The sequence below is a fragment of the Carnobacteriaceae bacterium zg-C25 genome (assembly GCA_017945845.1).
In the GTDB taxonomy this organism is placed as follows: domain Bacteria; phylum Bacillota; class Bacilli; order Lactobacillales; family Aerococcaceae; genus WM01.
This window is the reverse complement of the sequence record CP072828.1, coordinates 402066-427974: the sequence shown is the minus strand read 5'-3', so window position 1 is coordinate 427974 and position 25909 is coordinate 402066. Positions and strand designations below refer to the sequence as shown.

At 36.7% G+C, this 25909-nt stretch carries 25 protein-coding genes and 1 other annotated feature; of the genes, 7 read left to right on the top strand and 18 right to left on the bottom strand.

The genetic code is table 11. The features are described 5' to 3' along the window. Positions 1-84: 84 nt before the first annotated feature. From J7S27_02065 to J7S27_02035, 7 genes are all read left to right on the top strand, one after another. Entirely contained in the window at positions 85-1533 is a 1449-nt protein-coding gene (locus J7S27_02065; GenBank protein QTU83325.1) for a sucrose-6-phosphate hydrolase, read from the top strand. Further along, on the top strand, positions 1523-2488 hold the full coding sequence (locus J7S27_02060; GenBank protein ID QTU83324.1) for a LacI family DNA-binding transcriptional regulator: 966 nt from the start codon (positions 1523-1525) through the stop codon (positions 2486-2488). Before J7S27_02065 ends, J7S27_02060 begins: the two co-directional genes overlap by 11 nt. 34 nt (positions 2489-2522) lie before the next feature. Continuing rightward, positions 2523-2714, top strand: a binding site (T-box leader). Between the two features lie 49 nt (positions 2715-2763). Further along, positions 2764-4035, top strand: a complete 1272-nt coding sequence (locus J7S27_02055; protein ID QTU83323.1) for a tyrosine--tRNA ligase — start codon at positions 2764-2766, stop codon at positions 4033-4035. Between the two features lie 230 nt (positions 4036-4265). Continuing rightward, the gene (locus tag J7S27_02050) at positions 4266-4844 is read left to right on the top strand and encodes a hypothetical protein (protein QTU83322.1); all 579 of its coding nucleotides are present in this window, start codon (positions 4266-4268) and stop codon (positions 4842-4844) included. Positions 4845-5036: 192 nt separating this feature from the next. Further along, on the top strand, positions 5037-5648 hold the full coding sequence (locus tag J7S27_02045; GenBank protein ID QTU83321.1) for a hypothetical protein: 612 nt from the start codon (positions 5037-5039) through the stop codon (positions 5646-5648). Between the two features lie 285 nt (positions 5649-5933). Continuing rightward, positions 5934-6701 (top strand): threonine/serine exporter family protein, encoded by a 768-nt coding sequence (locus J7S27_02040; protein ID QTU83320.1) that lies wholly within the window; start codon positions 5934-5936, stop codon positions 6699-6701. Beyond that, positions 6698-7150, top strand: coding sequence for a threonine/serine exporter family protein (locus J7S27_02035; GenBank protein ID QTU83319.1), 453 nt, complete (start codon positions 6698-6700; stop codon positions 7148-7150). Before J7S27_02040 ends, J7S27_02035 begins: the two co-directional genes overlap by 4 nt. Positions 7151-7219: 69 nt before the next feature. Here J7S27_02035 and J7S27_02030 read toward each other — a convergent pair whose 3' ends face one another. The 18 genes from J7S27_02030 to J7S27_01945 all read right to left on the bottom strand — a co-directional run bounded on the left by J7S27_02030 (position 7220) and on the right by J7S27_01945 (position 25645). Beyond that, entirely contained in the window at positions 7220-7825 is a 606-nt protein-coding gene (locus J7S27_02030) for a superoxide dismutase (protein QTU83318.1), read from the bottom strand. Between the two features lie 77 nt (positions 7826-7902). Next, positions 7903-8190: a glutaredoxin gene (locus tag J7S27_02025; protein ID QTU83317.1), complete on the bottom strand. Its 288-nt coding sequence runs from the start codon at positions 8188-8190 to the stop codon at positions 7903-7905. 9 nt (positions 8191-8199) lie between these two features. Beyond that, positions 8200-8511, bottom strand: coding sequence for a hypothetical protein (locus J7S27_02020; GenBank protein QTU83316.1), 312 nt, complete (start codon positions 8509-8511; stop codon positions 8200-8202). Beyond that, positions 8508-9269 carry an RNA methyltransferase gene (locus tag J7S27_02015; GenBank protein QTU83315.1) on the bottom strand — a complete coding sequence of 254 codons (762 nt, stop codon included), beginning with the start codon at positions 9267-9269 and terminating at the stop codon, positions 8508-8510. Before J7S27_02015 ends, J7S27_02020 begins: the two co-directional genes overlap by 4 nt. Before the next feature lie 11 nt (positions 9270-9280). Then, on the bottom strand, positions 9281-10108 hold the full coding sequence (purR, locus tag J7S27_02010; GenBank protein ID QTU83314.1) for a pur operon repressor: 828 nt from the start codon (positions 10106-10108) through the stop codon (positions 9281-9283). 82 nt (positions 10109-10190) lie between these two features. Next, positions 10191-11549 (bottom strand): UDP-N-acetylmuramoyl-tripeptide--D-alanyl-D-alanine ligase, encoded by a 1359-nt coding sequence (locus J7S27_02005; protein ID QTU83313.1) that lies wholly within the window; start codon positions 11547-11549, stop codon positions 10191-10193. 27 nt (positions 11550-11576) lie between these two features. Then, positions 11577-12065 (bottom strand): dihydrofolate reductase, encoded by a 489-nt coding sequence (locus J7S27_02000; protein QTU83312.1) that lies wholly within the window; start codon positions 12063-12065, stop codon positions 11577-11579. Positions 12066-12074: 9 nt separating this feature from the next. Then, on the bottom strand, positions 12075-12698 hold the full coding sequence (udk, locus tag J7S27_01995; GenBank protein ID QTU83311.1) for a uridine kinase: 624 nt from the start codon (positions 12696-12698) through the stop codon (positions 12075-12077). Positions 12699-12996: 298 nt separating this feature from the next. Next, entirely contained in the window at positions 12997-14127 is a 1131-nt protein-coding gene (mltG, locus tag J7S27_01990; GenBank protein QTU83310.1) for an endolytic transglycosylase MltG, read from the bottom strand. Positions 14128-14159: 32 nt separating this feature from the next. Then, the gene (locus J7S27_01985; protein ID QTU83309.1) at positions 14160-15275 is read right to left on the bottom strand and encodes a cysteine desulfurase; all 1116 of its coding nucleotides are present in this window, start codon (positions 15273-15275) and stop codon (positions 14160-14162) included. A gap of 9 nt (positions 15276-15284) precedes the next feature. Beyond that, a complete protein-coding gene (gshAB, locus tag J7S27_01980; GenBank protein ID QTU83308.1) occupies positions 15285-17525 on the bottom strand; it encodes a bifunctional glutamate--cysteine ligase GshA/glutathione synthetase GshB in 2241 nt (746 codons plus the stop codon). Between the two features lie 3 nt (positions 17526-17528). Further along, positions 17529-18545, bottom strand: coding sequence for a DNA polymerase III subunit delta (gene holA / locus J7S27_01975; GenBank protein QTU83307.1), 1017 nt, complete (start codon positions 18543-18545; stop codon positions 17529-17531). A 268-nt stretch (positions 18546-18813) separates the two neighbouring features. Then, positions 18814-19422 carry a hypothetical protein gene (locus J7S27_01970; GenBank protein QTU83306.1) on the bottom strand — a complete coding sequence of 203 codons (609 nt, stop codon included), beginning with the start codon at positions 19420-19422 and terminating at the stop codon, positions 18814-18816. Positions 19423-19450: 28 nt separating this feature from the next. Beyond that, a complete protein-coding gene (srtB, locus tag J7S27_01965; GenBank protein QTU83305.1) occupies positions 19451-20179 on the bottom strand; it encodes a class B sortase in 729 nt (242 codons plus the stop codon). Positions 20180-20192: 13 nt separating this feature from the next. Then, the gene (locus J7S27_01960; protein QTU83304.1) at positions 20193-21323 is read right to left on the bottom strand and encodes a hypothetical protein; all 1131 of its coding nucleotides are present in this window, start codon (positions 21321-21323) and stop codon (positions 20193-20195) included. Between the two features lie 39 nt (positions 21324-21362). Beyond that, complete coding sequence (gene lepB / locus J7S27_01955) at positions 21363-21926, bottom strand: signal peptidase I (GenBank protein QTU83303.1); 564 nt, start codon at positions 21924-21926, stop codon at positions 21363-21365. Beyond that, positions 21901-22137: a hypothetical protein gene (locus J7S27_01950; protein QTU83302.1), complete on the bottom strand. Its 237-nt coding sequence runs from the start codon at positions 22135-22137 to the stop codon at positions 21901-21903. The genes lepB and J7S27_01950 overlap by 26 nt, the downstream gene beginning before the upstream one ends. Next, positions 22127-25645 (bottom strand): InlB B-repeat-containing protein, encoded by a 3519-nt coding sequence (locus J7S27_01945; GenBank protein QTU83301.1) that lies wholly within the window; start codon positions 25643-25645, stop codon positions 22127-22129. The genes J7S27_01950 and J7S27_01945 overlap by 11 nt, the downstream gene beginning before the upstream one ends. Positions 25646-25909 lie beyond the last annotated feature (264 nt).

Below are 25909 nucleotides of genomic sequence, written 5' to 3'. Positions count from 1 at the left end.
AAGAGTTCATAAAAATACTTTCTTTATGTATAATATAGTTAAACAATACTGTCAGACGATTGACAGTTACTTGGAGGAATCACTGTGAATTGGACAACAGAAAAACGTTATTTACCCTATGACCAATGGAATGAAGCCGTTGTAAACGACATGAAACAACACGCACAAACATCCCCTTGGCATCCTAAATATCACGTACACGCAAAACATGGACTGCTTAATGATCCGAACGGATTTAGCTATTTCAACGGAGAGTATCATTTATTTTATCAACACTTCCCATTCGGTGCCGTACACGGATTAAAATCATGGACACATACCGTATCACACGATTTAGTAACCTTTACAGAAACAGGTCACAACATTACACCCGATGGCCCATACGAAACACACGGTGTTTATTCCGGTTCTGCACGTCAAATAGACGATAAGCTGTTTATTTTTTATACGGGAAATGTCCGCGACAAAAACTGGAATCGCCAAACGTATCAATTAGGTGGTTACTTTGAAAAAAATGGTGCATTTAATCGATTACCTCATATACTCATCGAACAACCAGATGATGTAACCGAACATTTTAGAGACCCACAAATTTTTGAATATGCTGGAAATTTATATAGCATCGTCGGCGGGCAAGACTTAAATCAAAAAGGGATGATTAAAGTTTACGAAGCCATTCATAACGATGTGGAAAACTGGCGTTTTATAGGTGATTTATCATTTGAAAACGACTACACCGCGTATATGATGGAATGTCCAAACCTTGTATTTGTCAATGAACACCCCGTTTTGTTATACTGTCCTCAAGGACTCGATAAAAATGTGCTTGAGTATCGTAACATTTATCCCAATTTATATAAAATTGGACAAACCTTTAATCCAGAAAATGTATCTATTGAAAACATTAGTGAATTGCAACAATTAGATTATGGATTCGAAACGTACGCCACACAAGCTTTTAACGCACCCGACGGTAAAGTTTACAGCATTTCATGGGTTGGTTTACCAGATAGCACGTACCCAAGTGATGCGTATCATCATCAAGGTGTGATGAGTTTGGTAAAAGAATTGACGATTAAAGACGGAAAACTATACCAATACCCCGTACCCGCTCTAGCGTCATTACGAACAAACCCTCAACCGTTAAAAAGCATGGCGCAAACAACAAATAACTACGAATTAGAGTTTGTACTACCAAAAGACAGTCACTCTACGTTAACACTATTTGCCAATGAAAATGGCGACGGATTAGACATTACCATCGATTTAAGTAACGGATGTATTCGCGTTGATCGCACACGTGCAGGCGTTCCATTTGAAACGCAATTTGGTACTGTGCGAAATGCACACTTGGATAATGCTGAAACCACTATTAATATTTTTATCGACACTTCAATTTTTGAAATTTTTATTAATAAAGGAGAAAAAGTATTTACCGGTCGCATTTTCCCTAACAATAACGCATCAGGCATTATCCTTTCTGGCGATGCCTTAAACGGTCAATACTTTAATATAATAACTCATGGTCGCTAAACTTACCGATGTGGCAAAACTAGCTGGCGTTAGTCCAACTACCGTTTCTCGTGTCATTAACAAAAAAGGATACCTATCCGAAAAAACCATTCAAACGGTTCAAGATGCCATGAAAACGCTTGGCTATAAACCCAATTCATTAGCCCGCGGGTTACAAGGCAAACCCGCTCAACTCGTTGGTCTAATTTTCCCAAGTGTCAAACACATCTTTTTTGCCGAATTAATTGATGCGCTAGAAAAAGAGCTGTTTCAAAACGGTTATAAAACAATTATTTGCAATAGCGAAAATGATATCGCAAAAGAAAAAGAATATTTGGAGATGCTTTCTGCCAATCAAGTGGACGGTATCATTTCAAGTAGTCACAACTTAGACGTTGACGACTACCATCACGTCAGTGCACCTATTATTTCTTTTGATCGCAATTTAGCACCCGATATTTGTGTTGTCTCATCTGACAATTTTTCAGGCGGACAACTTGCTGCTCAAACGTTGTTGGCAGCACACTGTAAAAAACCGATCATCATTACAGGTAGTGACAATTCCAATTCACCAACAGGCAATCGACAAAAAGGATTTTCATCGATTTTACCTGATGCCCCTGTTTACAAATTATCGAGCAACTATTCTCCGGCTCGTAAACAAATGGAAATTAAAACCATTTTGACGAACGCTAAATGTGATGCCATTTTTACAACAGACGATTTAACGGCACTACTTGTCTTAAAAGTTGCCGACCAACTGGGATTAGCCATCCCAAAAGATATAAAACTAATTGGATATGACGGAACAGCATTTATTGAAAATTTTGTTCCACATTTAACAACCATTCAACAACCCATTCATGAAATGGCAAAATTAATGGTAGATTTATTAATTAAAAAGATGAATCACGAAAAATTAGCACAACGATGCTACGAATTACCCATTAAATTAATCGCCGGCAAAACGGTTTGACATTGAAATTTTAGCATGCTATAATCACGAAAAATATATTGCGATGAAATTGATAGTAAATAAACGTCAGTGCTTTTAGAAAGTTAGTGGTTGCTGAAAACTAACACACCCGTTTATTGAATTACACAACGGAGCAACCCATTGGGCGTTTCACACGTTACGTGAAAAAGAGATTTGTCATTGACAAATAACTTGGGTGGTACCGCGGTAATCTATCGTCCCTAGCATTTTGCTAGGGCTTTTTTTATGGCATAAACAGTAGAAAGGAAATGAATATGAATATTATTGAAGATTTACAATGGCGTGGTGCCATTAACCAACAAACCGATGAAAAAGGATTACACGAATTAGTTTCTCAACAAAAAATTAGCGTATACTGCGGGGTTGACCCAACAGGTGACTCGATGCATATCGGTCATTTAATTCCCTTCATGATTTTACGCCGTTTCCAAATGGCTGGCCACACCCCCGTTATTTTAATTGGTGGTGCAACAGGTAGTATTGGTGACCCAAGCGGACGTACAAGCGAACGCCAATTACAATCTATGGAAGCTGTACAACACAACGTACAAAAACTAACGGCTCAAATGCAAAAACTATTTTTAACAAGTGATGCCGATAAGCAAGCGGTAAAAATGGTAAACAACTACGACTGGACACATCAATTATCCCTTTTAGATTTTTTACGTGACTTTGGAAAACATTTTAATATCAATACGATGTTAGCAAAAGATATTGTATCCAGTCGTTTAGAAACAGGTATTTCATTCACTGAATTTTCATATCAAATTTTACAGTCAATGGACTTTTTACACTTATTTGAAAATGAAGGTGTGCAATTACAAATTGGTGGCGCTGATCAATGGGGAAATATTACGGCTGGTTTAGAGTTAATTCGTAAAAAAGCCGGTCACCAAGCAAAAGCGTTCGGTTTAACGATTCCGTTAATGTTAAAAGCCGATGGTACAAAATTCGGTAAAACGGCTGGTGGTGCCGTTTGGTTAGACCCGGAAAAAACAACACCGTACGAATTTTACCAATTTTGGTTAAATCAAGATGATCGTGATGTGATTAAATATTTAAAATACTTTACATTTTTATCACAAGACGAAATTGCACAATTAGAAGAAAGTGTTGCTAACGAACCGCATAAACGTGCTGCTCAAATTCGTCTTGCTGAGGAAGTGTGTGCATTTGTACACGGTCAAGATGCGTTAAATGATGCCAAACGCATTACAGCTGCTCTATTTACAGGCGACATTAAATCGTTAAGTGCAAGCGATATTGCACAAGGCTTTAAAAATATGCCAACATTTAGCACAACTACTCCTAACGATAACATTGTGGAATGGTTAGTCAATATTGGTATTTCACCAAGCCGTAGACAAGCACGTGAAGATGTATCCAATGGTGCGATTAGCATTAACGGCGAAAAAATGACTAGTGTTGATTTTAAAATCACCGCAACAGAAACAATTGAAAATCGCTTTATCATTGTACGACGTGGTAAAAAGAATTACTTCCTAGTTAACGTGACACAAGCTTAATGAGATAACGCTTATTGCTTATGCAATAGGCGTTTTTTGGACTCTCTATCAAATAGGAGTGATGGCTCATAAAGATAGTGTTTTAACAAATGGACTCTCTGTCAAATAAGATTGATAGCACAAGAAAGCAACCCTAAAAAATTATACCGTCTATTTTGTTGGAGTTATTTTAAATCAAGTTATTTTCTGTTAAAATAACGATATAATACAGACCGAAATGAGTGATGACAATGAAAAAGCGTTTTTTATGTACATTTTTATGTTTGTTTGGCTGTACCGCAACACCACAACAACAACCACAAACACCACCATCAACAACAACGTCGACAACAGCTACAACTACTAGTACAACTACTGAAACAACATCAACAACAACTCAATCAACGATCAATGAAAATTTAGATAAATACGTCTTTCACGACGGTGCCTTCTCGATTAGAGCCCGCAGACTTTGGTTAGAAATTAACGAAGAAAAAAAATGGGAATTTGAATTAGTCGGGTATCGTTCACGTGCTTCTTTTGTCGTCAACGCATTAGAAATCGTGTCTGATGTCAAAGCTTTATTTTCTGAAAATGAAAATACTTTTGAAAGTAAACGGCATGCCGTTATCCCTTTAAATCACATGCCCTACCCTACTGTAAAAACCATTGTTGAAAAAGAAGAAAACGGACATGAGATTATCGTCGTTCTATACGCTGTCAACTTAAACGAACGTACCGTACTTATAAAAGTCAGCGTTGAAGAAGACTTGTTTGAATCGATTCGAAAAGAAATTGATGCCATGGTGGCTTCCATTATGTCGGAGTAAGTGTCACTGTCTATCAGGTGTTACTAGTATCAGTGAGGAAAATTATGAGGAAATACACTAATTGCAAAATTATTTTCAATCAATTATAATGTCATTATATTTACAATCAACACTAATATTTCAAAACGATTATTTATAACACAATGATGTAAATAACCGATACATTAGTGACTCAATCAAAGGAGCCAAAACATGAAAAAATTGATTTTATTCTCATCAGTTGTTGCTTTAGTTGGTTGTGCGAATACCGCTTCAACAAAACAAGAAACAACTACGACAACTACTGCTATGACAACAACTACTGCAAAAACAGAAATGTCAACAACAGCTGCAAACGCATCAGCAAGCAAAACAAAAAAATTCGTATCAGCAAATGGTGCACTTAGCTTAACGGCACCATCTAAATGGATTGATATGACAAGTGCCGCTGATTCAGAAGATGTAGATATTGCATTAGTCAACGTTTCAACAGCTAACTTCATTACACTTAAAGGCGACGAATCAGATTCTGTTACAGACGACACATTGAGTTTCTTTGCAAAAGCTGCATTTGCTGCATTTTTAGAAGCTTCAGGTGGTAATCGTGATAGTTTAGTCACTAGCGAAACAACAATTGCAGGTAAAAAAGCAATTAAAGGTGTTGCCGAAGTGACAATCGAGGGACAAGTTCAAAAAGTGGATCTATACACTGTTAAAATGGGAAAACAAGCAATTTTAATTAGCCATATCTATGCAACTGGCGAAAACAGTGAACAATTATCTAAAGAAGCATACGATGTCATCAATACTTTAGCAAACGAATAATCACATCATTAAATCATTTAAAGACTACCTTTTAGGTGGTCTTTTTTTTACTTTCTACAACTATTCATTACAATAATAGCAATTTATTTCTTTCTCTATTCATGCTATAAAAATCCTTTTCCCTCCTTTAATTGTCATATTTTGACTTATCCACAACGTTACTTTTCAAAATAGAATACCTAGTCGCTATATTGTTTTTATGCTATACTAAATTTGATCATTTTCAGTTTATACAGTATAAAAATCGATGTCTTTTCCATCGATTTTGACTGCGAAAGGAATACTATGCCACATCGAAAAATTGCTGATATTGCATTACTTGCTGGAAAAATTATGCTTGAAAGCAACGCTGAAACGTATCGTGTAGAAGAAACAATGGAATACATTTTAAAAATTACACAATTTGAAACAACCGAAGCGTTTGTATTAACTACAGGATTGATGATTACATTAGACGATCCATCCATTGAAGCCATCACACTCATTCAACGCATCCGATACCGCTCAGTCAATTTAAACAATATTCATCACGTGAACAACATTTCAAGACAACTCGTTGCGGGTAATATTAGTTTTGATGATGCGTACAATCAACTACGCACACTTTCTAGCACGCAATATACACCACGTGAACAAAATATTTCTAATTTGATTTTAGCCATTGGTTTTACTTTAATGTTAAACGGTAACTTGTTTGAAGCTGGTATTACCGCCATTAACACATTATTTAGTTTAGTGATTTGGCATTTATTTAGACATCAAAAAGACGCTTTATTTTTACGAAATTTATGTTGTTGCGCCATAATTGGTATCATTTCCACAATTGGTGTTCGATTACTCCCCGATTCCATTACGCTCAACGCCATTATTTATGGTTCAGTGATGCCAATGGTACCCGGAACACTCATTACTAACGCCATTCGTGATACTTTTAAAGGCGACTACACTTCCGGTGTCGCAAGAACGCTTGAAGCATTAATCGTTGGCTTATCTATTGCAGGCGGCATTACAATTGGCGTTATTCTTTCTGGAGGAGGTGCCTATATTTTATGATCACAAACATTTGGGTTGCCATCATCACATCGTTTGTTGCAACATATGCCGGCGCCATTACGCTAGACGCCCCACGCCATTTCTTATTACCTAGCGGTCTTGGCGGTGCGATTTGTTGGGTGGTATACAGTATTGTCCTTGAGTATAGCAACAACTCGATTGCATCATTTGTATCTAGTTTAGCCGTAGCCGTTTTAAGCAATATTTTTGCACGACGCTATAAATCACCGGTTACAATGTTTTTTATCCCCTCATTTTTACCAATCGTACCAGGGGTTGGCGTATACCGTACCGTATATTTTTACATTAGTAATAACCCGCATCACGGTTACCAAAACTTAGTGGCTACACTTGAAACGTCCATTGCGATTGCCATTGCGATTATTATTGTCGATTCATCGTTCAAACTCGTTTATAAATTTAAAAAATCAAAACAGACCGCAAATTAACACTTGCGGTCTGTTTTTTTAGTTCGTTAGTTAATCATTATAATACGTGTCTATCTTAATCATAACCTATTATTTTGCTGCAACAAAACGTTCATTTGCTTTTGCCCAGTCAACAACGTTCCAGAATGCTGAAACATAGTCAGGACGACGGTTTTGATAGTTTAAGTAATAAGCATGTTCCCAAACGTCTAAACCTAAAATTGGTGTTTTTCCATCTGTTAATGGAGAATCTTGATTTGGTGTTGATACGACTTCTAACTCGCCATTTGAAACAACTAACCAAGCCCAGCCTGAACCAAAACGTGTTTTTGCTGCTGTTTCAAACGCTTCTTTAAACGCTTCTACACTACCAAATTTAGCAACGATAGCATCTTTCAATTCGCCGTGTAATTCGCCACCATTAGCAGATAATGATGTCCAGAAGAATGAGTGGTTTGCATGTCCACCACCGTTGTTACGTACAGCCATACGAATATTTTCTGGTACTTCATTTAAATGAGCAACCAATTCATCAATTGATTTTTCAAAAAATTCAGGCGCACTTTCTAAAGCCGCATTTAAGTTTGTCACATAAGCTTGATGATGTTTTGAATGGTGAATTTCCATTGTTAAAGCATCGATATGTGGCTCTAACGCAGAATAAGCGTACTCTAATTTTGGTAATTCAAATGTCATAATATTTCCTCCGAATAGTGTTTTAATAGTGTTAGCATATCATATACTAGGACCTAATCCAACGATATTGCTTGTATTTATTTTTCAAAATTGGTTAATTTACAAGATGTTCCATTTAAATCATTTAATTCAAAAATAAACTGATCATCTTTGGTATGTAAAACAGGAACACCAACAAATCCCCACTGTTTTCTCTCGTCAAATTCAGGACGATTATCACGCAACGCTAAAAAGCGTTTTAAATTTTTCATACTTGCTGTAATATCAACCGCTTCATAATTTAAACCTTGTCTGTCTAACTCATCTTTAAATGGCGGACAGTCAGGACAATGTGAAGAATAATAAAAAATGTGTTCTTTCAACATCACTCACTCCTATCTTAAAAAGTACCAAGCAAAAATCGCATGAACCATACCCATAACAAGTGGCTTTCGCGTTTTATTTACTTTGTAATCATCAAACACGGACAGTTGCAATAAGGTTAGCGACACAATGACTAAAATCGCATGATTGGCTAAATCTTGATTCGTCATATACAAAATCGTTGCATACGCAAATAAAATGAGCCCCGATACTTTAGCCGTTAAGCGACTTTTTTGCTTTTCTTTTGAATACAGTCGAAAACATTCCATCACTAAACTAATGATATAAGCAATCGCTGTGAAGGATACAACATCAAATCTCATACTTTCTCTCCTATAAAATGATACATGGCAATACCTGCAGCAACCGCAACATTCAATGATTCCGCTTGACCGAGCATACGTATGTAAACGGTTTGATTACATTTTTCAAGGACGTTTGTCGATACACCGCTACCTTCATTTCCAACAACTATGGCAACATTATCACTTTTTTCAACGGTTAATAAATCTTGTGACGTTGCATCAAGTGCAGTCGCTAAAACACGTGTATTTTGTTGTTGCAACTGTTCAATAACAGTGACTAACTCCCCTTTATAAAGGGCAATATGAAATTGACTACCTTGCATGGCGCGTACCGTTTTATCATTAAATACGTCAACTGTACCCTCACCAATGATGACGCCATCAAATCCCGCTGCATCTGCCGTTCGTATAATCGTTCCAACATTGCCCGGATCTTGTACACCATCTAATAAAATATACTTTCCTTTTTTGTCGACAGATTGTTGAATAGACGTTTTCACCACACCAAAAACACCTGTCGGTGTCTGTGTTTGTGTCAATTCGTTCATCACATCATTAGAAATAATGCTGATTGGCACAGTTAACTGACTACCATACGTGTCGTATGCCTCTTGTGTGAGCATGCATTCAATCAATTGATTGGCACGATGCGCTTCTTCGACTAAATGCCATGTTTCAATTAAATAACGTTGTTCTTTTTTACGCCCTTTTGCAGTATGCAATTTTTTCCACGATTTCACGCGCGGATTTTGTACAGACGTTAAATACGTGATCATCTCATTCTCCATTATTTTCGTTTTTCAATGTAATTGCCTAGACTCACTTGAATGCGTTTTTCTCGGTAATCCAATTCATCAATTTTCAACAATGAGACATAAGACGGCACGTCTGTTTTACCCACAAATTTTGTTTCGACAAAAACAGCAATCCCAATCGTTTTTGATTTAAACTCTTCGACTAAACTACACATCCCGTTGACCGTACCCCCGCCTTTTAAGAAGTCGTCAATAATTAATACGCGAGAATTTTCAGGTAAACTCCGTTTGGATAATTCCATTTTTTCAACACGACGAGAAGAAGCTGACGCGTAATTGACACTGACCGTTGCCCCTTCAGTTACTTTAGAATCACGACGTACAATTACAAATGGCACACCTAATTCTCTAGCAACAGCTTGTGCTAATGGCACACCTTTTGTCGCTACCGTCATGACAACATCCACTTGTTTATGAATGAATTGCGTGGCAATTAGACGTCCAACACGTGAAAGCACACTTGGACTACCGAGTAAATCAGATAAATAGACATAATCTCCCGGCAACACACGATCAGGGTGTTCCATTTCGGTTTTTAAATACGTTAATACTTTTTTAACCTCTGTTTTTTCCATAAATGGCAAATAGCGTACGCCACCAGCTGCACCCGGAACCGTTTCAATAATACCTGTTCCTTGCTTTTGAAACGTATCTTTTAAAATATCTAAATCTTCACTAATCGATGATTTAGCTGAATCATATTTTGTTGAAAAATATGTCAGCGGAATCAATTTCATTGGATTTGACAATAAATAATGCGTCATATCAATCAAACGATGTGTGCGTTTAATTTTAGTCATCTCAACAACCCCTTTCCTAAGTTATATTCAGTATACATGAATTTGCGAAATTCAACAAACGTAAACGCAAAAATGTTCGTGTTTAGCCTTTTAACGCCTCTACCACTTCTAATAAATTAGTTCCAAAACTAGATTTCACCAACACTTTAGCGTCACGTATATGCTTTTGACAGTCTTTAATCAACTCATCTTTAGCGTTAAGCGGATAATACGACACTTTATCACGATTATTTAAAGCGGTATATAAATTTTCCATTTCTTTACCGTATAAATAAACATGCTCCAACACATCTAAATTTATCGCCTGTGCCACACTTTCATGTAACGCACTCGTATTTTCACCGAGTTCACGCATATCACCTAAAATCGCATATTTTTTCATGGTTGTATCAATCGCTTGGAAATCTTTTAAAATCGCTTTCATGGACGTTGGTGAAGCATTATACGCATCATTTAAAACGTCATTGCCATTCATTCCTTTAATCCATTGCGTACGATTGGCTGTCAATACAAATGTCGCTAACGCTTCTTGCATGTTGTTTACAGCAACACCAAAATATTGACCCACCAATAATGCTGCACCAGCGTTCAATGCATTGTACGCTCCAATAATCGGCAATGTAAATTGACTATCGGAAAACTGTTGCACTTTAAATGTCGTTTCTTGTTCACTTGTTTGAATGTCTAACAGTTGTAACGTTGATTCATTTGACACGCCAAAAGTTTGTACCGTTATCCCATCAAACGTTTGATTTAATAGTGGCTCATTTTGTGGAACAATGAGTACACTTTCATTAGGCATACCTTCTAAAATTTCAAGTTTAGCTTTGGCAATACCTTCACGTGTTTTTAAAAATTCTAAGTGACTATCACCAATCAGTGTAATCACACTAATTTCAGGCTGTGCAATATGGGATAGGCGATTAATTTGATTAAAACCATCCATTCCCATTTCAACAACAGCCACTTGTGTATTTTCTGGCATATCCAATAACGTTTTTGGCACGCCAATATCGTTATTATAATTGCCTTGCGTTTTATAAACCGTATACTTCTTAGACAAAATTGCTGCAATCATGTCTTTTGTTGTGGTTTTTCCATTACTACCCGTTACACCAACTACGCGCACATTTAATAAATTTTTATAAAAATACGCTAATTTTTGAAACGCTTCTAATGTATCGTCTACAAAAATAACATTACAATTTTCAGGTGCCAACGATTGCTCTTTATGCCACAACACCGCTTTTGCGCCATTTTCTAACGCTTTATCGACATAATCGTGCCCATCCGTTGTTCCCACTAACGGCACGAACAAACTCGTTTCATTACACAAACGTGAATCAAATTGAACGTTGTCAATCGTATCAAAACGATTGGCAGACGTATAATCTATGGCATAAACAGCTTTTACAATATCTACAATTTTTAATGGTTTCATCTTTTTACCTACTCAAAAAGGCTATTGCTAGCCTTTTTGTCGACTATATTTTTTAAATGTGTGCGGATAACGATTTTTCTCGTCGACCACACCTTGTTGTTCACTCTCTAACACAAACGCATCAAACGAAATATTCGGAAAATACGTATCGCCTTCAAACGTTTCATCAATAACGGTTTGTATCAATACGTCTGCATAAGGTGCAAATTGTTCATACAACTGCGCCCCACCGACAATGTACACGTCTTTCGTTTTTGCTAATGTTAAAATGTCCTGAATGTCGTGTACCACATCTACGTTATCTGCTACATAATCGTGATTACGCGTTAATACAATTGTTTGACGATTTGGCAATACCCGTTTATTCATCCCTTCAAATGTTGTACGCCCCATCACAATTGTTTGGTTAAGTGTCGTTTCTTTAAAAAAACGTAAATCATTCGGCAAATGCCAAGGTAGCATACCGCCTTTTCCAATTAACCCGTTTTTATCTTGTGCCCAAATCATACAAATCATAACATACCCCTACGCCTGCAAAATTGTTGCAATTTTTGTACAAATTAAATCAATACCCACTTCATTTGATGCCCCTTCGGGAATGATCACATCCGCCAAACGTTTTGTTGGTTCAATAAATTGATGGTGCATTGGTTTAACAACTTCTAAATATTGCTTAATGACCGATTCAAGCGAACGACCGCGATCTCTCATATCACGTACAATACGACGAATAATGCGTAAATCGTCATCGGTATCAACATAAATTTTAATGTCCATCAATTCACGTAATCGCTCATCTTCTAAAACAAATAACCCTTCCAAAATGATAACGTCTTTTGGCTCAACAACGACAACTTTACTGGAACGTGTATGATTCACATAGTCGTACACCGGTTTATTAATCGTTTCTTTATTCATTAATTTTTTAATATCTGCAATTAATAGATCGCCATCAAACGCAAATGGATGGTCATAGTTAGTTTTTAAACGTTCTTCAAATGAAATATGACTTTGGTCTTTATAATACGCATCTTGTTCAATCAAGACAACTGACAACCCGGGGAAAGCCTCTACAATTTTTCGACTAATGGACGTTTTCCCACTACCCGATCCTCCCGTCACACCAATTACAATAGGTTTTTTACTCATAACTTTCCTCTTTCATTATTTCATATAATCTTTTGTGCAATTTTACTGCATTCCATTTGGATACACACTAGATGACTAAATCATCAATCGCTTATATAGCCTTTTTCAGCGTTTCTCCATTTGTACCCTTTAGTATTTTATATCTTACATCTATACTAGGCAACTGTTTTCACATTGTTTTATCAACTTTTTATGATCACTCTAATGTTATTTTAAAACTTGCCTAATCACACATGAAGGCAAGCAGAATTTTATCTGATTGCCTTCAATAATATGCGATTCATACCATTTCACTCAATTAGTGATTCACGTACTGTTCCACTAAAGCGTTATGTTCTTCAATTGTTCGTGAGTAGTATACGTTTCCTGTTTTTAAATCTGCCACAAAATACAAGTAGTCTGTTTGTTCAGGATTTAACGTTGCCGTAATTGCCGATTCACTTGGTGAGTTAAATGGTCCCGGACCATAACCTGTATGTTTGTATAAGTTGTACGGCGAATCAACTTCTAAATCGGCATAAGTAACCAATTCTTTATGAACACCTAACGCATACAATACCGTAATATCTGATTGTAACGGCATATTCGCTACTAGACGATTGTTAAAGACACTTACAATTTTTCGACGATCTTCATCAGTGACACCTTCTTTTTCAGCTAACGATGCCATTGTCAACACTTGATGTACGGTTTTATTTTGTGACTGAATAGTAGCATAATAACGATTCATCACGGTATTCGTTTTATCCACCATTTTTGTAATCATTGATTTGGCGTCATCCGCTTTTACGTAATCGTATGTTGCAGGGAATAAATAACCTTCCAGTTTATATTTCACGCCTTGGCTAGTTGTCATACTTGTCAATAAATCAGGGTATTTTGAAACCAATTCCGCAATAAATGCTTCATCTTGCGCAGTTGCCATAAACGTTTGGGCATCAATCGGCGTATTTTGTGCAACAACTTGTGCAATATCTTCTAATGTCACACCTTCTTTAACCAATACGGTTGCTAAAACCAACGATTTATCCACCCGACCTGTTTTAATGACGGTAATGATTTCATCAAACGTCATTGATGGTGAAATGGCGTAATGCCCCGCTTGTAAATCACCAATATCCTTTGTTTTCAAATAAAAATTGAACATAGACGCACTACGAATTAATTTCTTTTCTTCCAGTACATCCGCTAAATCGCGTAATGTATATCCATTTTCAACTTCTACTTCTACTTTTTGCGTATCTTTCACATTATACGGCTGGAAATTATAACTGACGTTGCTGTAAACCACGAAACCAACAACCAACACTACAAACATGACCGCCGTCACAATTAGCCATACAATTTTTTTAGCGACTTGATCTTCACGATTGTGTCGTTGATTACGCTTTTTCGTCTCATGCGTCGCTGTATCTATTGATTTATCCATATAATCTCCTTATTTCACCATTATCGTTATCATTATACGCCAAATTGTTTTAATTTTTCAACTAATGCCCTAACATCTTCTTGCGTTGTAAAACGCGAAAAGGAAACACGAATCGATTCACTGGCACGCTGGGGTTGTTGTGGAAATTGCTCCAACAATACACTGCTCGGTTGCAAACTCCCCGCCGAACAAGCAGATCCCGCAGACACAATAATGCCGACTAAATCTAATTGAATCAGCAATTTACTTGATTGCACATCAGGCAAATATAAATTAATGATTTTTGATACTTTTTCTGTAGGTAACACACTGCCGTTCACTTCAAAACGCACATTATTTTTGGGCAGTTCTTCTAATAGATAGTTTTGCAACATTGTCGTATGCGCAACTTGATGGTCATCAAGTAATTCAACCGCCTTTGCAAATCCAACAATATTATGCACATTTTCCGTTCCAGCACGTTTTTGACTTTCTTGTGAACCACCAATTAACAACGACTCAAACGGTAGCTTGTCACAAATATACAACGCACCAATCCCTTTTGGTCCATGAATTTTATGCGCGGATACACTTAACGCATCCACACCTAACGTTTTCACATCAATCGGTAATTGCCCATACGCTTGAACGGCATCCGTATGCACAAATGCACCAACTGCTTTTGCTAAACGAACAACTGCTTCAATCGGTTGAATTGCACCCGTTTCATTATTGACCATCATCACACTAACAACACCCGTTTCGGACGTTAACGTGTTTTTTAACGCTTCTAAATCAATAATACCACGCTCATCCACACCAATTACGCTAACTACAAACCCTTGCTTTTCTAACGATTGTGCGTACGCATAAACACTCGGGTGTTCAATAGCAGAAATGACTAACTGTTTTTTACCAGAATGTTTCATTAAGAAGCGCAAAGCAGCATTATTACTTTCTGTTGCACCACTTGTAAAAATCAGTTCATTATTTTTTGCGCCTAGCGATTGACTAATCACTTGTCTAGCCTTTTCAACTTGTTGCTTTGCGGCTCTACCCATTTGATTGATACTAGATGGATTGCCATACACCTCTTTTAACGTGTGCGTCATCGCTTCGATGACTTCAGGTAGTAGCGGTGTTGTTGCGGCATTGTCTAAATAAAACATACTATCTCCTTATCGAATGCTCAATTCTGGAAAGAGCATTTTTAAAATATCTATTGTTAGGCGACGACTTAATCCAACAGCCGGATAAATATGCATCATCATCATTGGATTAAAATTCGCTTCAATGACACCATAACTCGTTTTTGAATGTGACGCATCTTTTGTGTAATCGTCAATCATTAAATCAACACCACACACTTTAGCAAACATCGCTTTAGCAACACCTTGCGCAATCATTTTGTAGCTATCGTGCATTTTATCCGTCATATCAACAGAATCGCCACCTGTGCTAATGTTTGAATTGGCACGCAATACGACACGAACACCTTCTGGAACAATTGTTTCTTTAGTATACCCTTGCTCTTTTAGTTGCAACGTTTCAATATCACCAATCACAATTTTTTTAAGCGGTGTTTTAGAACCATCCCCACGTAATGCATTGTCGTTTTTAATAGATACCAACTGTTCAATGGTATGTATGCCATCTCCAATGACATGTGCACCAACACGTAGTAAAACCGCTTTTGTTTCATCACCAATCACAAAGAAGCGATATTCCGTACCTTTAATAAACTCTTCAATCATGACGTCTTTATCTTCCGTCAAGGCAATTTCAACCGCTTTTAAAAAGTCTTCTTTTGTATACGTCGCTTCTTGAAAAATAGTAATACCCAATCCGTAATTCGTTGACTTTGGTTTAATCACAATGGCATTATCTTTTATCAATGGATAAATGTCTATGGCTTGTTCAATCGATTGCACTTCTTGGCTATTCGGCACACGGAATTTCGCTTGAGACAACACCTTTTTCGTCACCACTTTATTTTCCATCATTAACGGCGAAATGTAATTATCATGACTCGTCATATTGCCGTTTTTAACATATTCTTTATGCTCCCCATAGCGTAACGTTAAAAATTGATCATTGGCGTCTAAAATTTCAATGTGTAACCCATTGACGATTGCATCTTCCAACAACGCTTGAGTCGATAATTCCATTTTATCAAACGCTTGAATACCGTATGGACGTTGCAAAAAGTTTGCTTTATATTCAACTGCTTTTGACAATCCAAATTCCAACATATTTTGATCTTTTGTCGCCATCACTAACTGACCGCCTAACGTTTGCTCTGGATGACTTAACCATTCCAGACGCGTCAACACCACATCACGATCACTAGCTGGAAAATGACACACGTCTATCATTTCTAACATTTGTTCCATCACCCACTGGGCTTCGTTCATATCAACCGGTGCGTCTAATGGGTGTTGTAGCGCTGTTTGTTGCGTGTAATCATTCGTTGGCGTATCTGCTTCATCTAAATACACCATCAACTGAATGAAGAGTTGAATAAAACGTGCATCTTCAACGCTAATACCAACAGGGCTAAAAGGATTAATATCAAACAGACGGAATTCTATATATGAAATGCCTTTTTCAACAAAGTCAGCCACCTTTTTTTGTCCTCTAAAGCGCACACTTGAATAAAACTCTTTTTCCGCAATTAAATCACCGTTTTGCACATATTGTGTAATCGCATTGGCGTACGCTTCAATCGATGTAAACGGCACACGAATTGTTGCATCATTGACATACCCATGATGACTGGCACGTAAACTGCGCACCAACTTTTGTGGTGGTTGCGTTGTTGTGTAATAACCAGCTGGTGTGTCGATAGACGTTCCAAATAAATAAACTAAAATCCATTGATAACGCAGAAATTGACGCGCGATGTGCATGTAAAATGCGTTTCTGTCTGCTATAGAGGCATCATCACCCAATAAACTGTCTAAAAACGTCTCATCAAATCCATAATTAAAATGGATTCCCGATACCATTTGCTTTTGTTTGCCATATTTTTTCGTTAAATATTGGCGATAAGCAATATCCGTTGGATCCATTTGTGCTTCAATGATGTCGTGATCATCGGGTAATTTCGCTAACATGCTCATTGGCCAAATGATTTCATCTTCCGCCATTTCTTTTAACGTCACTTCATGCAAAGCATGTAACCACATTGTTGCTTCTTCAACCGATTTTGTCACCGGTGTAATTAACTCCAATTGGCTTTCCGCATAATCCGTTTGAATGTACGGATGATACGACCGATCGGCAAAACGTTGCGGATGCATTCGGTTGCTTAATTCACCTTTTTTCGTTAAACGTTGCCCTTCTTTTTCAATTCCAATACTACTTAATTGAAAACTTGAAAATAATTCCTGTTCAATAATACGTTGCTTGTAACTCATCTTCTACCTATTTTCCGCAATTTTGATCAATGTCAATTCCATCAAAACATCTTTATCCATTGCACTTGTTTTTAATTGATAATCACACATCGTTAACTGCTCTAAAATCTTTGCAATATGCTCTTTTTGATACGCTCGTGCTTGCCTAGAAGCAATTTGCACACGATACGGATGTTGCGCTAAATATTTAGCCATATCTCCATCTTGATACCCTTGCTCTTGTAACAATCGGCACTGATACATCAAACGATACTGACTCATTAAAATCGCCAACAATTTAATGGGCTCTTCTTTTTGCAAAATTAAATCGCGATACACTTGCACCGCTTTTTTCACCCGATTCGACAGCAAATCTTCACTCAACGTAAAAATATTATTTTCTAGCGATTGATGAACACCCGTTACAACATCTTCTTTTTCTATTGCGGTACGTGGTGTAATTTGCACCATTAATTTGTCAACGGATTGCACCATTACGCCAAGATTCGCATTGGTGCGTGCCACGAGTTCCATTAATGCGTCACGCTCAATTGTAAACTGGTTATCTTTAACATAGCTTGTCACATACGACATTAAGCCATCTTGTGTGAGTGGATTGACATCAATAAATGTAGCGTATTTTTGTAATTTTTTCACAATTTTTTTACGTTTGTCTAACGCTTCACGATGAATAGCTAATACAAAAATGGTTGTTGGATTCGCTTGTTCTACATAGTCACTCAACAATTCAACATCTGCATCAGTCCATTTTGTTTTGTCCCCCGTTAAAAAAGTAGCTTCTTCAACAAAAACTACTTTTTTATCACCAAAAAATGGAAAACTGTTTGCTTCTTCAATGACGTGACTCATCGTCTGTTCTGTAAAATTAAAGACAGACACATTCATTTCTAAATCTTCTTTGGGTAAACATTGTGTTAAAAACTGCTCTTTAATGTTTTGGTATAAATAATGGTCAGTACCATACACCACATACACTAAAGAAAAATCATTTAATTGTATCGCTTTTTTCAGTTGATTCATACTTATCCTCGATTGACTATACTCAATTCATTATAGCATACCGACAAGCAAATCACGCAAAAAAGTGCCTATATATTAGTCATCATCATTCATCGATTCGTTTATGACAGCAAACGATTTTAGATACCATTATCAAAAAAGCCACCAACACCAAATAGTATAGAACCCATTTAACAGAAAACCAAAAAAGCAGTGCCCTAACACCTGAAACGGTTAGGACACCACTTTTAATGTTGTGGTAATTTTTGAGTTAATCTCTCACCACTTATTATTCTTCTTTACTATCCCTAGATTTTTTCTTCAAAACAATTAGGAAAAAATCAAACGCTAAAATACCTAAGGCAAGGACAATAGACATCTGTTGTTCACCCGTAAACGGTAGAAAACCCGAAAGTCCATTTGTTGTTGGTGGGGTCTGCACGTTAGGGATAATCGGCTTCATGTGATTATGAAACACAATATCACTTTTTGCAGATTCACCCGATTTCATGGCAATCAGTTTACCAGTCAACCCATTTTGACCATCATTCAACACACGCACTAGAACTGTATACTCACTCAAATCATATTCAAGAAGTGAATCATCTTTAACTTTTTGTTTAAGCGTATACGTGTAATCTCCAACCTTAGTGTACGTCAATCCTTTAAAATAGGCTGTCGTATTTGATTTAACGTCAAGTTCTTTTTCTGTACCGTCCTCGGCTGTCAAAACAGCTTTAAAAACGGTATTGTCACCTTTATTATTGGTCTGATCATCCATTTCAATAGTCACAGGAATAGTTGTTTCATAACGAATCGACTCTGCAAATGCATACGATTGATTTGTGAACGTCAACAACATGATAAACGTTACGAAATACGTCATCATTTTTTTCATATGATATTCAAAACTCCTTTCTGACTAATTATTTCAAGCTGATTCGCCCAAATAACAAAATACGTCCATTTGTTGTAGTATCCGAACACGTTGATAAACAAATCAACTGATCCGTTGGCTGAACACCAATTTCTCGATAGTGCACGGCGTTATTTTTTACATGCTCCAAAACTCTCATAGCGTCTCGATGCGTTACATTATAAACAATTTCATCAGAAGCTATCGTTTTCATTGCAGCAAATATACTCACATTAAATTCTTTTTCAAATGCTGACAACGTTCCCGTTTGATGTTGTTCAAAAAAGTCTTTTTCTAAAAAATTTTCTAAATCACCAAACATCGCTCTATTGCTCATATGATGCCCGTAAATAACCGTATAAGGATCCAGAAAATCTCGGCTATTTTGAGAATCTAAAAAGATAGCACCCGACAAAGAGAAATTGCCATAAATATCTTTGTTGACATACTCTAATGTGGTTTTTCCAATAACCAAAGGGTAGTCAATATGTGTATCATCAATGGTCAACCAACCCACCACATCAGAATTTATTTTTTGTAAATCCGATAAGGATAGCGAACTATTATTCTGATGTGGTTTGTACGCCAGTAACTCTTTCGATACAAAGGCGCCTTGGCTAATTCTCATATTATCCCAAAGGCAATAACTACCAAAAAGAAACATGAGTAGTGATAATATCAAGAAACACTTTTGAATCACTCTATTTCCCGCTCGTGCGAATATAGCCGCTTTTTCCATGAAGTATTCCTAATTATTCTTCTTCTGAACGTCTACGTAAGCTCAATACAAGCATACCAGCAGCTGCTGTTACTAATAATAAATATGGTCCGTATTCAAGTAATAAACCTGTTGGTGTTGTAATTTCTTTTTCGTTAATGAATGTTACTGTATCATCAGAAGTAATTTTTTTATTTTCTACTGTAGCACCTTCTACTGCTTCAGCATTTTCACCATCTTTATGTTTTGTTGAGTAACCTTCAGTAGCATAAGAATTTTCTGTTACCGTAACTTTGTCATCTTTTGATAAACCACTAATTTCTGCCCATTCACCGTCTTTTAATGTAATGGTAACTTCGTCGCCTTTGCTTTCGATTTTAGCAGCAGCACGAGATGTATTGTTGAATTTTACATTATACTTTTCGCCGGCATCTCCATCAACTTTAAGTTTAAAGGTAAAGTCTTTTTGTTTATCCCCTTGGTTACCACGAACTTCTTTTTTAATTTTCAATTTACTTAACGCTTTATTAGGGTCTGTATTTGTGTTTCGTGTTGGTTCTTCATTTTTTGGTTGGTCATTTGGATTAGTTGGGTCTGGTGTCACTGGAACTGGTCCAGGTTCAACACCGTAGTCATTCACAAAACCACCGCCAGTTGAATCTTTAACTTTATTATTTTCTTTATTCACAAATGTATAAGAATACACTTCCATACCATTTGCGCCGTTTTGTACATAAACGTCAAAATATTTTGAATCTGTACGGTAATGCATACCCGCATAATCACCTACTGTTTCAGTAATGACATAGCGATATACACCCGGTGATGTAAATTTATCATTAACAATTTTTAATTTAGCTTTTTGTTTTGAATAAATTACATTATTATTCAATGAGCTTTCTACTTCTGGTGTTAAATCAATTGTGTCGTTTTCAAAAACAACCCCACCTTCAATACCTGCTTTAACGGCATTATTTCTCTCATCTGCATCTGCAGCCGTACCCGGAGCGACATTAAATGTAAACGATGTAGCTGGTCCATAAACACCAGTCTCTTTACGCACCCATTTTTGAATATCAACATGCATTGGAACATCTGTATTTCCTTCTGCATGAACGACACTTGGCACATTTGTTGCTAATAAGCTTAAAGCTAAAGCTGACATACTTATTTTCTTAATAGATTTCATAATTCCATTCCTTATTTAAATATTAGATTTTCTTAAAATAGTAATAATTTTTCCTTTTATCGAGTGAATATTAACCGGTCCAAAATAGCGACTGTCTTTACCACCTTCTCGATAATCTACAAGAACAAACACTTCTTCATTTGATAATTGAAGTGGATACGTCACATCCGAATCATATTGAGCGGTTGTTTGATAAATATAGTTTTCAGTCAATAAACTGTCGTTTACTTTCACACGATTATCTTTTGTAATTTCTACCTTTTCACCAACTGTTGCAATAACACGTCCTAAATAATATTTATCGTCCTTTTCAAAGTAAATGACATCACCACTACGCACACTTTTTTCTAAACGGTAGTATAGGAATATATCTCCCGCACTCATGCGCGGCATCATTTCATCATTTGGCACTGAACTTAACCCAAAGACAAAACCAAAAAGAAGATATACACTCCCTAACAATAGGATAAGGTGTTTGAAAAAACGACTAATGTCCTCTTTATCACGCAATCGCTTTAACCGTTGCTTGATAATACTCTCAACAGTTTGTTCTTTAATCGGTTTCCTTTTGTTCATCATGATGACTCCTTCTAGCATTGATAAGGCTATCACGTTCTGCCAGTAAGGCTTCATATTTTGCTTCGTGTATTGCGATTAATGTTTGATACTCTTGTTGTAAGCTAGCTAATTTTCTCCAAACATCTTTTTCGTCTACACCAAAAAATAATTTCTTTTTAAACTTTAATTGTTTAAAAAATGTGAGTAATTCCTCTTCACTTTTAATCGTCATAGTGTCTACCTCTTCTTTGTGAAACGACAATATAAAAAATCGCTACGAGTGCAAATCCACTTAATAGCATTGCAGGGACACTATCAAAAAATAGTCCTGTAGGCGGAGAAGCAATTTTCGTATTTTTAAACACGACATGAGCATTGTCACTCGCTCCATCCACTTCATATTCCCAAATTTTTATTCCATTTCTATCCGCTAAACTACCTAATGGTTTTTTCTCCATGATGTTCGGATTATTCAATGCAAATTTCCATGTTTCGACATTTTGAACATGATCATTCTTTACTTCTGCAATTCGAATACCGGCTCCCTCTGGTAAAACAGTAAACCGTTTGCTTGGATCTGTTTGATCTGCCGTTATTTGCTCTAGCGTTTTTGTTTCACCCGGACGAAGCGTAAAGCTTCCGTTTATACTACTTCGAGATTCAAACACCGAACCGGGTAGATGGATTTTATAATGAAAAGTAAACTCTCTATTAGGTGTATTATTATCAATCTGATTCCCATCAACTTCTTTTTTTACGGTAATCAGCGCTTCACGTTGCCAACGCGCATACAAAACATTTGCATTTTCTTTATTTAACGTATCGACATGAAATTTATCGCCAATTTGAGCTATTTCTCCATTGGCTGTTGGTTGAGTAGACCACCCTAAAAATTTATATCCCACTAAAGATAATTTATCGCCAAAGAATCGAGTAGGATTGCTTCCACCAATTTTCGCATTATCATCATTCGCCTCAAATTGTTGAACTAAAGAATTTGGCTGTTGACTTGAATAAAGTGATGGATAATTAAAATGATATGTCACATCGACTTTTCGATTTTCCGACCACTGAGCATATAAATGTGTATCCCCAGCAGGTAGTGTAATGGCATCTCCCGGATAATAAGTTATCCCCGTACCATCAGCCTTCGTATTCCAACTCACAAAACCTTCCGATGTATCTGGTGCTGTCCAACCCCAGCTTGATTCTATTTTTTCAACTTTACCATCAACATCTGGAAAATCTGAATTCGTTGCTTTTTTCGTTTCTCCAGTTGCTGTATTTGGATGATAATACAAATTAGCGACTGTTGTTGGTATCCATTGTGCAACTAATGTAATATTTCGATTGACTTCTGAATTAAAATTATACAAATTACCATTTAGTTTCCACCCAGCAAATCGATAATTTGGTCGTGTTGGATCTGTCGGTTTTTGTGCACTGTCTCCAGATGCAAGTGGCAAACTTGAAACAGGCGTTCCACCGTTACTATCAAAAGTTACCGTTACGTCCACTGGTTTCCAAATCGCATATAACACTAAATTGCTTGCGTCCATTTTATAAGAACCATCAAATTTTATAAATTTAGAACCGGCAGGGTCTAATGCCCACCCTTTCCAAACATAATGTGATGGAATATCCGCTGGTCTGCTAGGTTCAGCCAAATTATATGTCGTATCTAACGTCGCACCATAAGGAACATTTGTTTTATTCCCAACCGTTATGGCATTGCCATACTTATAATCAATCGTGTATCGTTTTCGATTTAGACGGACATCATAACCTATTCGATTTGGTTCCAGTGAACTTCTTTCACTTACGGGGAAAAATCTGTTTGCATTATGATATGACGCTGATACAAGCTCGTATCCTCTAAATTTATTGGTTAGCGTAAATCTTGCTCCACTCAATTCTGCTTTTTGACCATGTACCAGACGATATGAACCATCAGGTTCTTGAACATGCCAATAAATTGTATACGCATTTCTTTCGTTTATCGGTGACGTGTATCTTAAATGAACGATGTAATTCGCAATATCTCTCATATGGCGATCTTCAAATTTAAAATCTGGCCAATAAGTTGTTGCAGCAACAGTAGAACTTGTTCTACCTGTATCAAATCTAAAGTTTGGTGTCCCCGATTGCAATTCAGGAAAATCAGTAATTGGTGACTCCCAAATTCCACGTGATACATAGAATGGTCTAGTTTCATTTGCTACATAATAATTAACCGTCACAACTTTTCGATCATAATAAACATTGATAATGGTTGAGCCATCACCTTTTATTTTGTCATAATTACTTTCTGCACGAACAAATCCAAATCCTCGCTCATTTTCCAAGGCAACAGATGTAGGGGTTGTACTTCCCGTATCGACATTCGATACAACCGTACTCTTCCAATAATCATAGTCTTCACGATTTGGATCGGGTTGTCCTAGCGGATGTGTTACTTTTTGCTTCCAATAAACAATCGTGTAACTCGTTTTACTTGGTGTCCATTTAGCATAAATCGTTGTATCACGTTGTGGTCTAGCGTCCCAGTTAAATGGGACTTTTAATTCTTTATCTGCAAACCACCCTGCAAAAGTATATCCTTGTCTAACCGGATCTGCTGGTTTCTTTGTTTTATTTTGTTGATTTTGTAAAATATAAACTGGAGAAAGAGATTCTGCTCCGTTTGTTTCAAAATAAATCCAGCGCGCTGATTGTACAATAGGATAAAGATCCATATCCGACGTTACAGGTGTACCTTCAGCAACCGGTGTCCGTCCATCCAATGTTCTCGACCAACCTGTCAATACTTTCCCATCGTCTGCTACAAAAGGAATATTTTTAAAATCTAATACATCATTACCATCTGATCGTGGATATTTTTGTGTAAACCACGCTGGTGAACCTTGCTCAGATTTCGATAAGTACCGTACAAAATATGCTTTTTCATACCGTGCATAGAGTTTTGTCTCTCTATTCGTTCTCAACGGTCCTTCTACTGTAAATCGATTATCAGCAAACTTTGTTCCACCTGTTTGAGCGGTATACCACCCTGTAAACACATACCCATCTTTATAAGTTGTTGGCGGTTTGCTTAATTTTTCTCCAGTAGATAATCTACGCACGTATTGCTCTCGTCCTTGTTCATCATAGAAACGATATGTATGAACGTTATGATTACTCAATCCTGTTCCTATGTAAACAGAAAAACTTTTTGCATCAAATGTAACGGTATCATCTTTTGCTGCTTTTGGTGTCACTTCCTCTTTTTGTTGCGTATCTCCTTCAACGTGATAAATCTTAATATTCGAAGCATCTTCAAAAATTGGATTTGACACACTCACTTGAATGCTATCAGATTCTTTTGGATTAAAAACACGTCCACTTGCATCATAAATCGTAATATCATAAGCAAATAAAACTGTTTCATTCCCTGACGGCACTTCAGCAGGATAAGCTTTGACAATGGCACCTCGTGGCATTTTTCCACGCAATGTAATCACACTCACATCTTCGGCTACTTCCTGATAACTAGCGTCTTGATAGATAGTTGCTTGTAATTCTTGTTCCACCGTATCGGCGTCACTAACATTGTCTATATTGTCTGATGTTCGTATTCGATTAACGTGTTCTGTGTGTTGCTCTTGGGCAAATGTTATCAATGGACCAAATACATTTGTCGATTGCGCAACTAACATCAAAACGGTCAACCAAACCAAACATTTTTTATTTACAGTTTTCACTTCTACCCTCTTTCTTCATGAAATAGATTACTAAAATATCCTTTCGAAAAAATTTTCAAACAGGGATACAATAGTGTGTTGTCGTGAACTGACGTATAATATTTTATTATTTCACAAATCATACTGTCAATAGCATTTTCAACATTATTTGCTTAGGAAACTATAAAATTAAACTAACCAATGACACAAAAAAAACACCTATAGAATGTACTTTCAATCACAACAAAAAAAGAGCGTACATTTGGGTAGATTTCACATCATTTT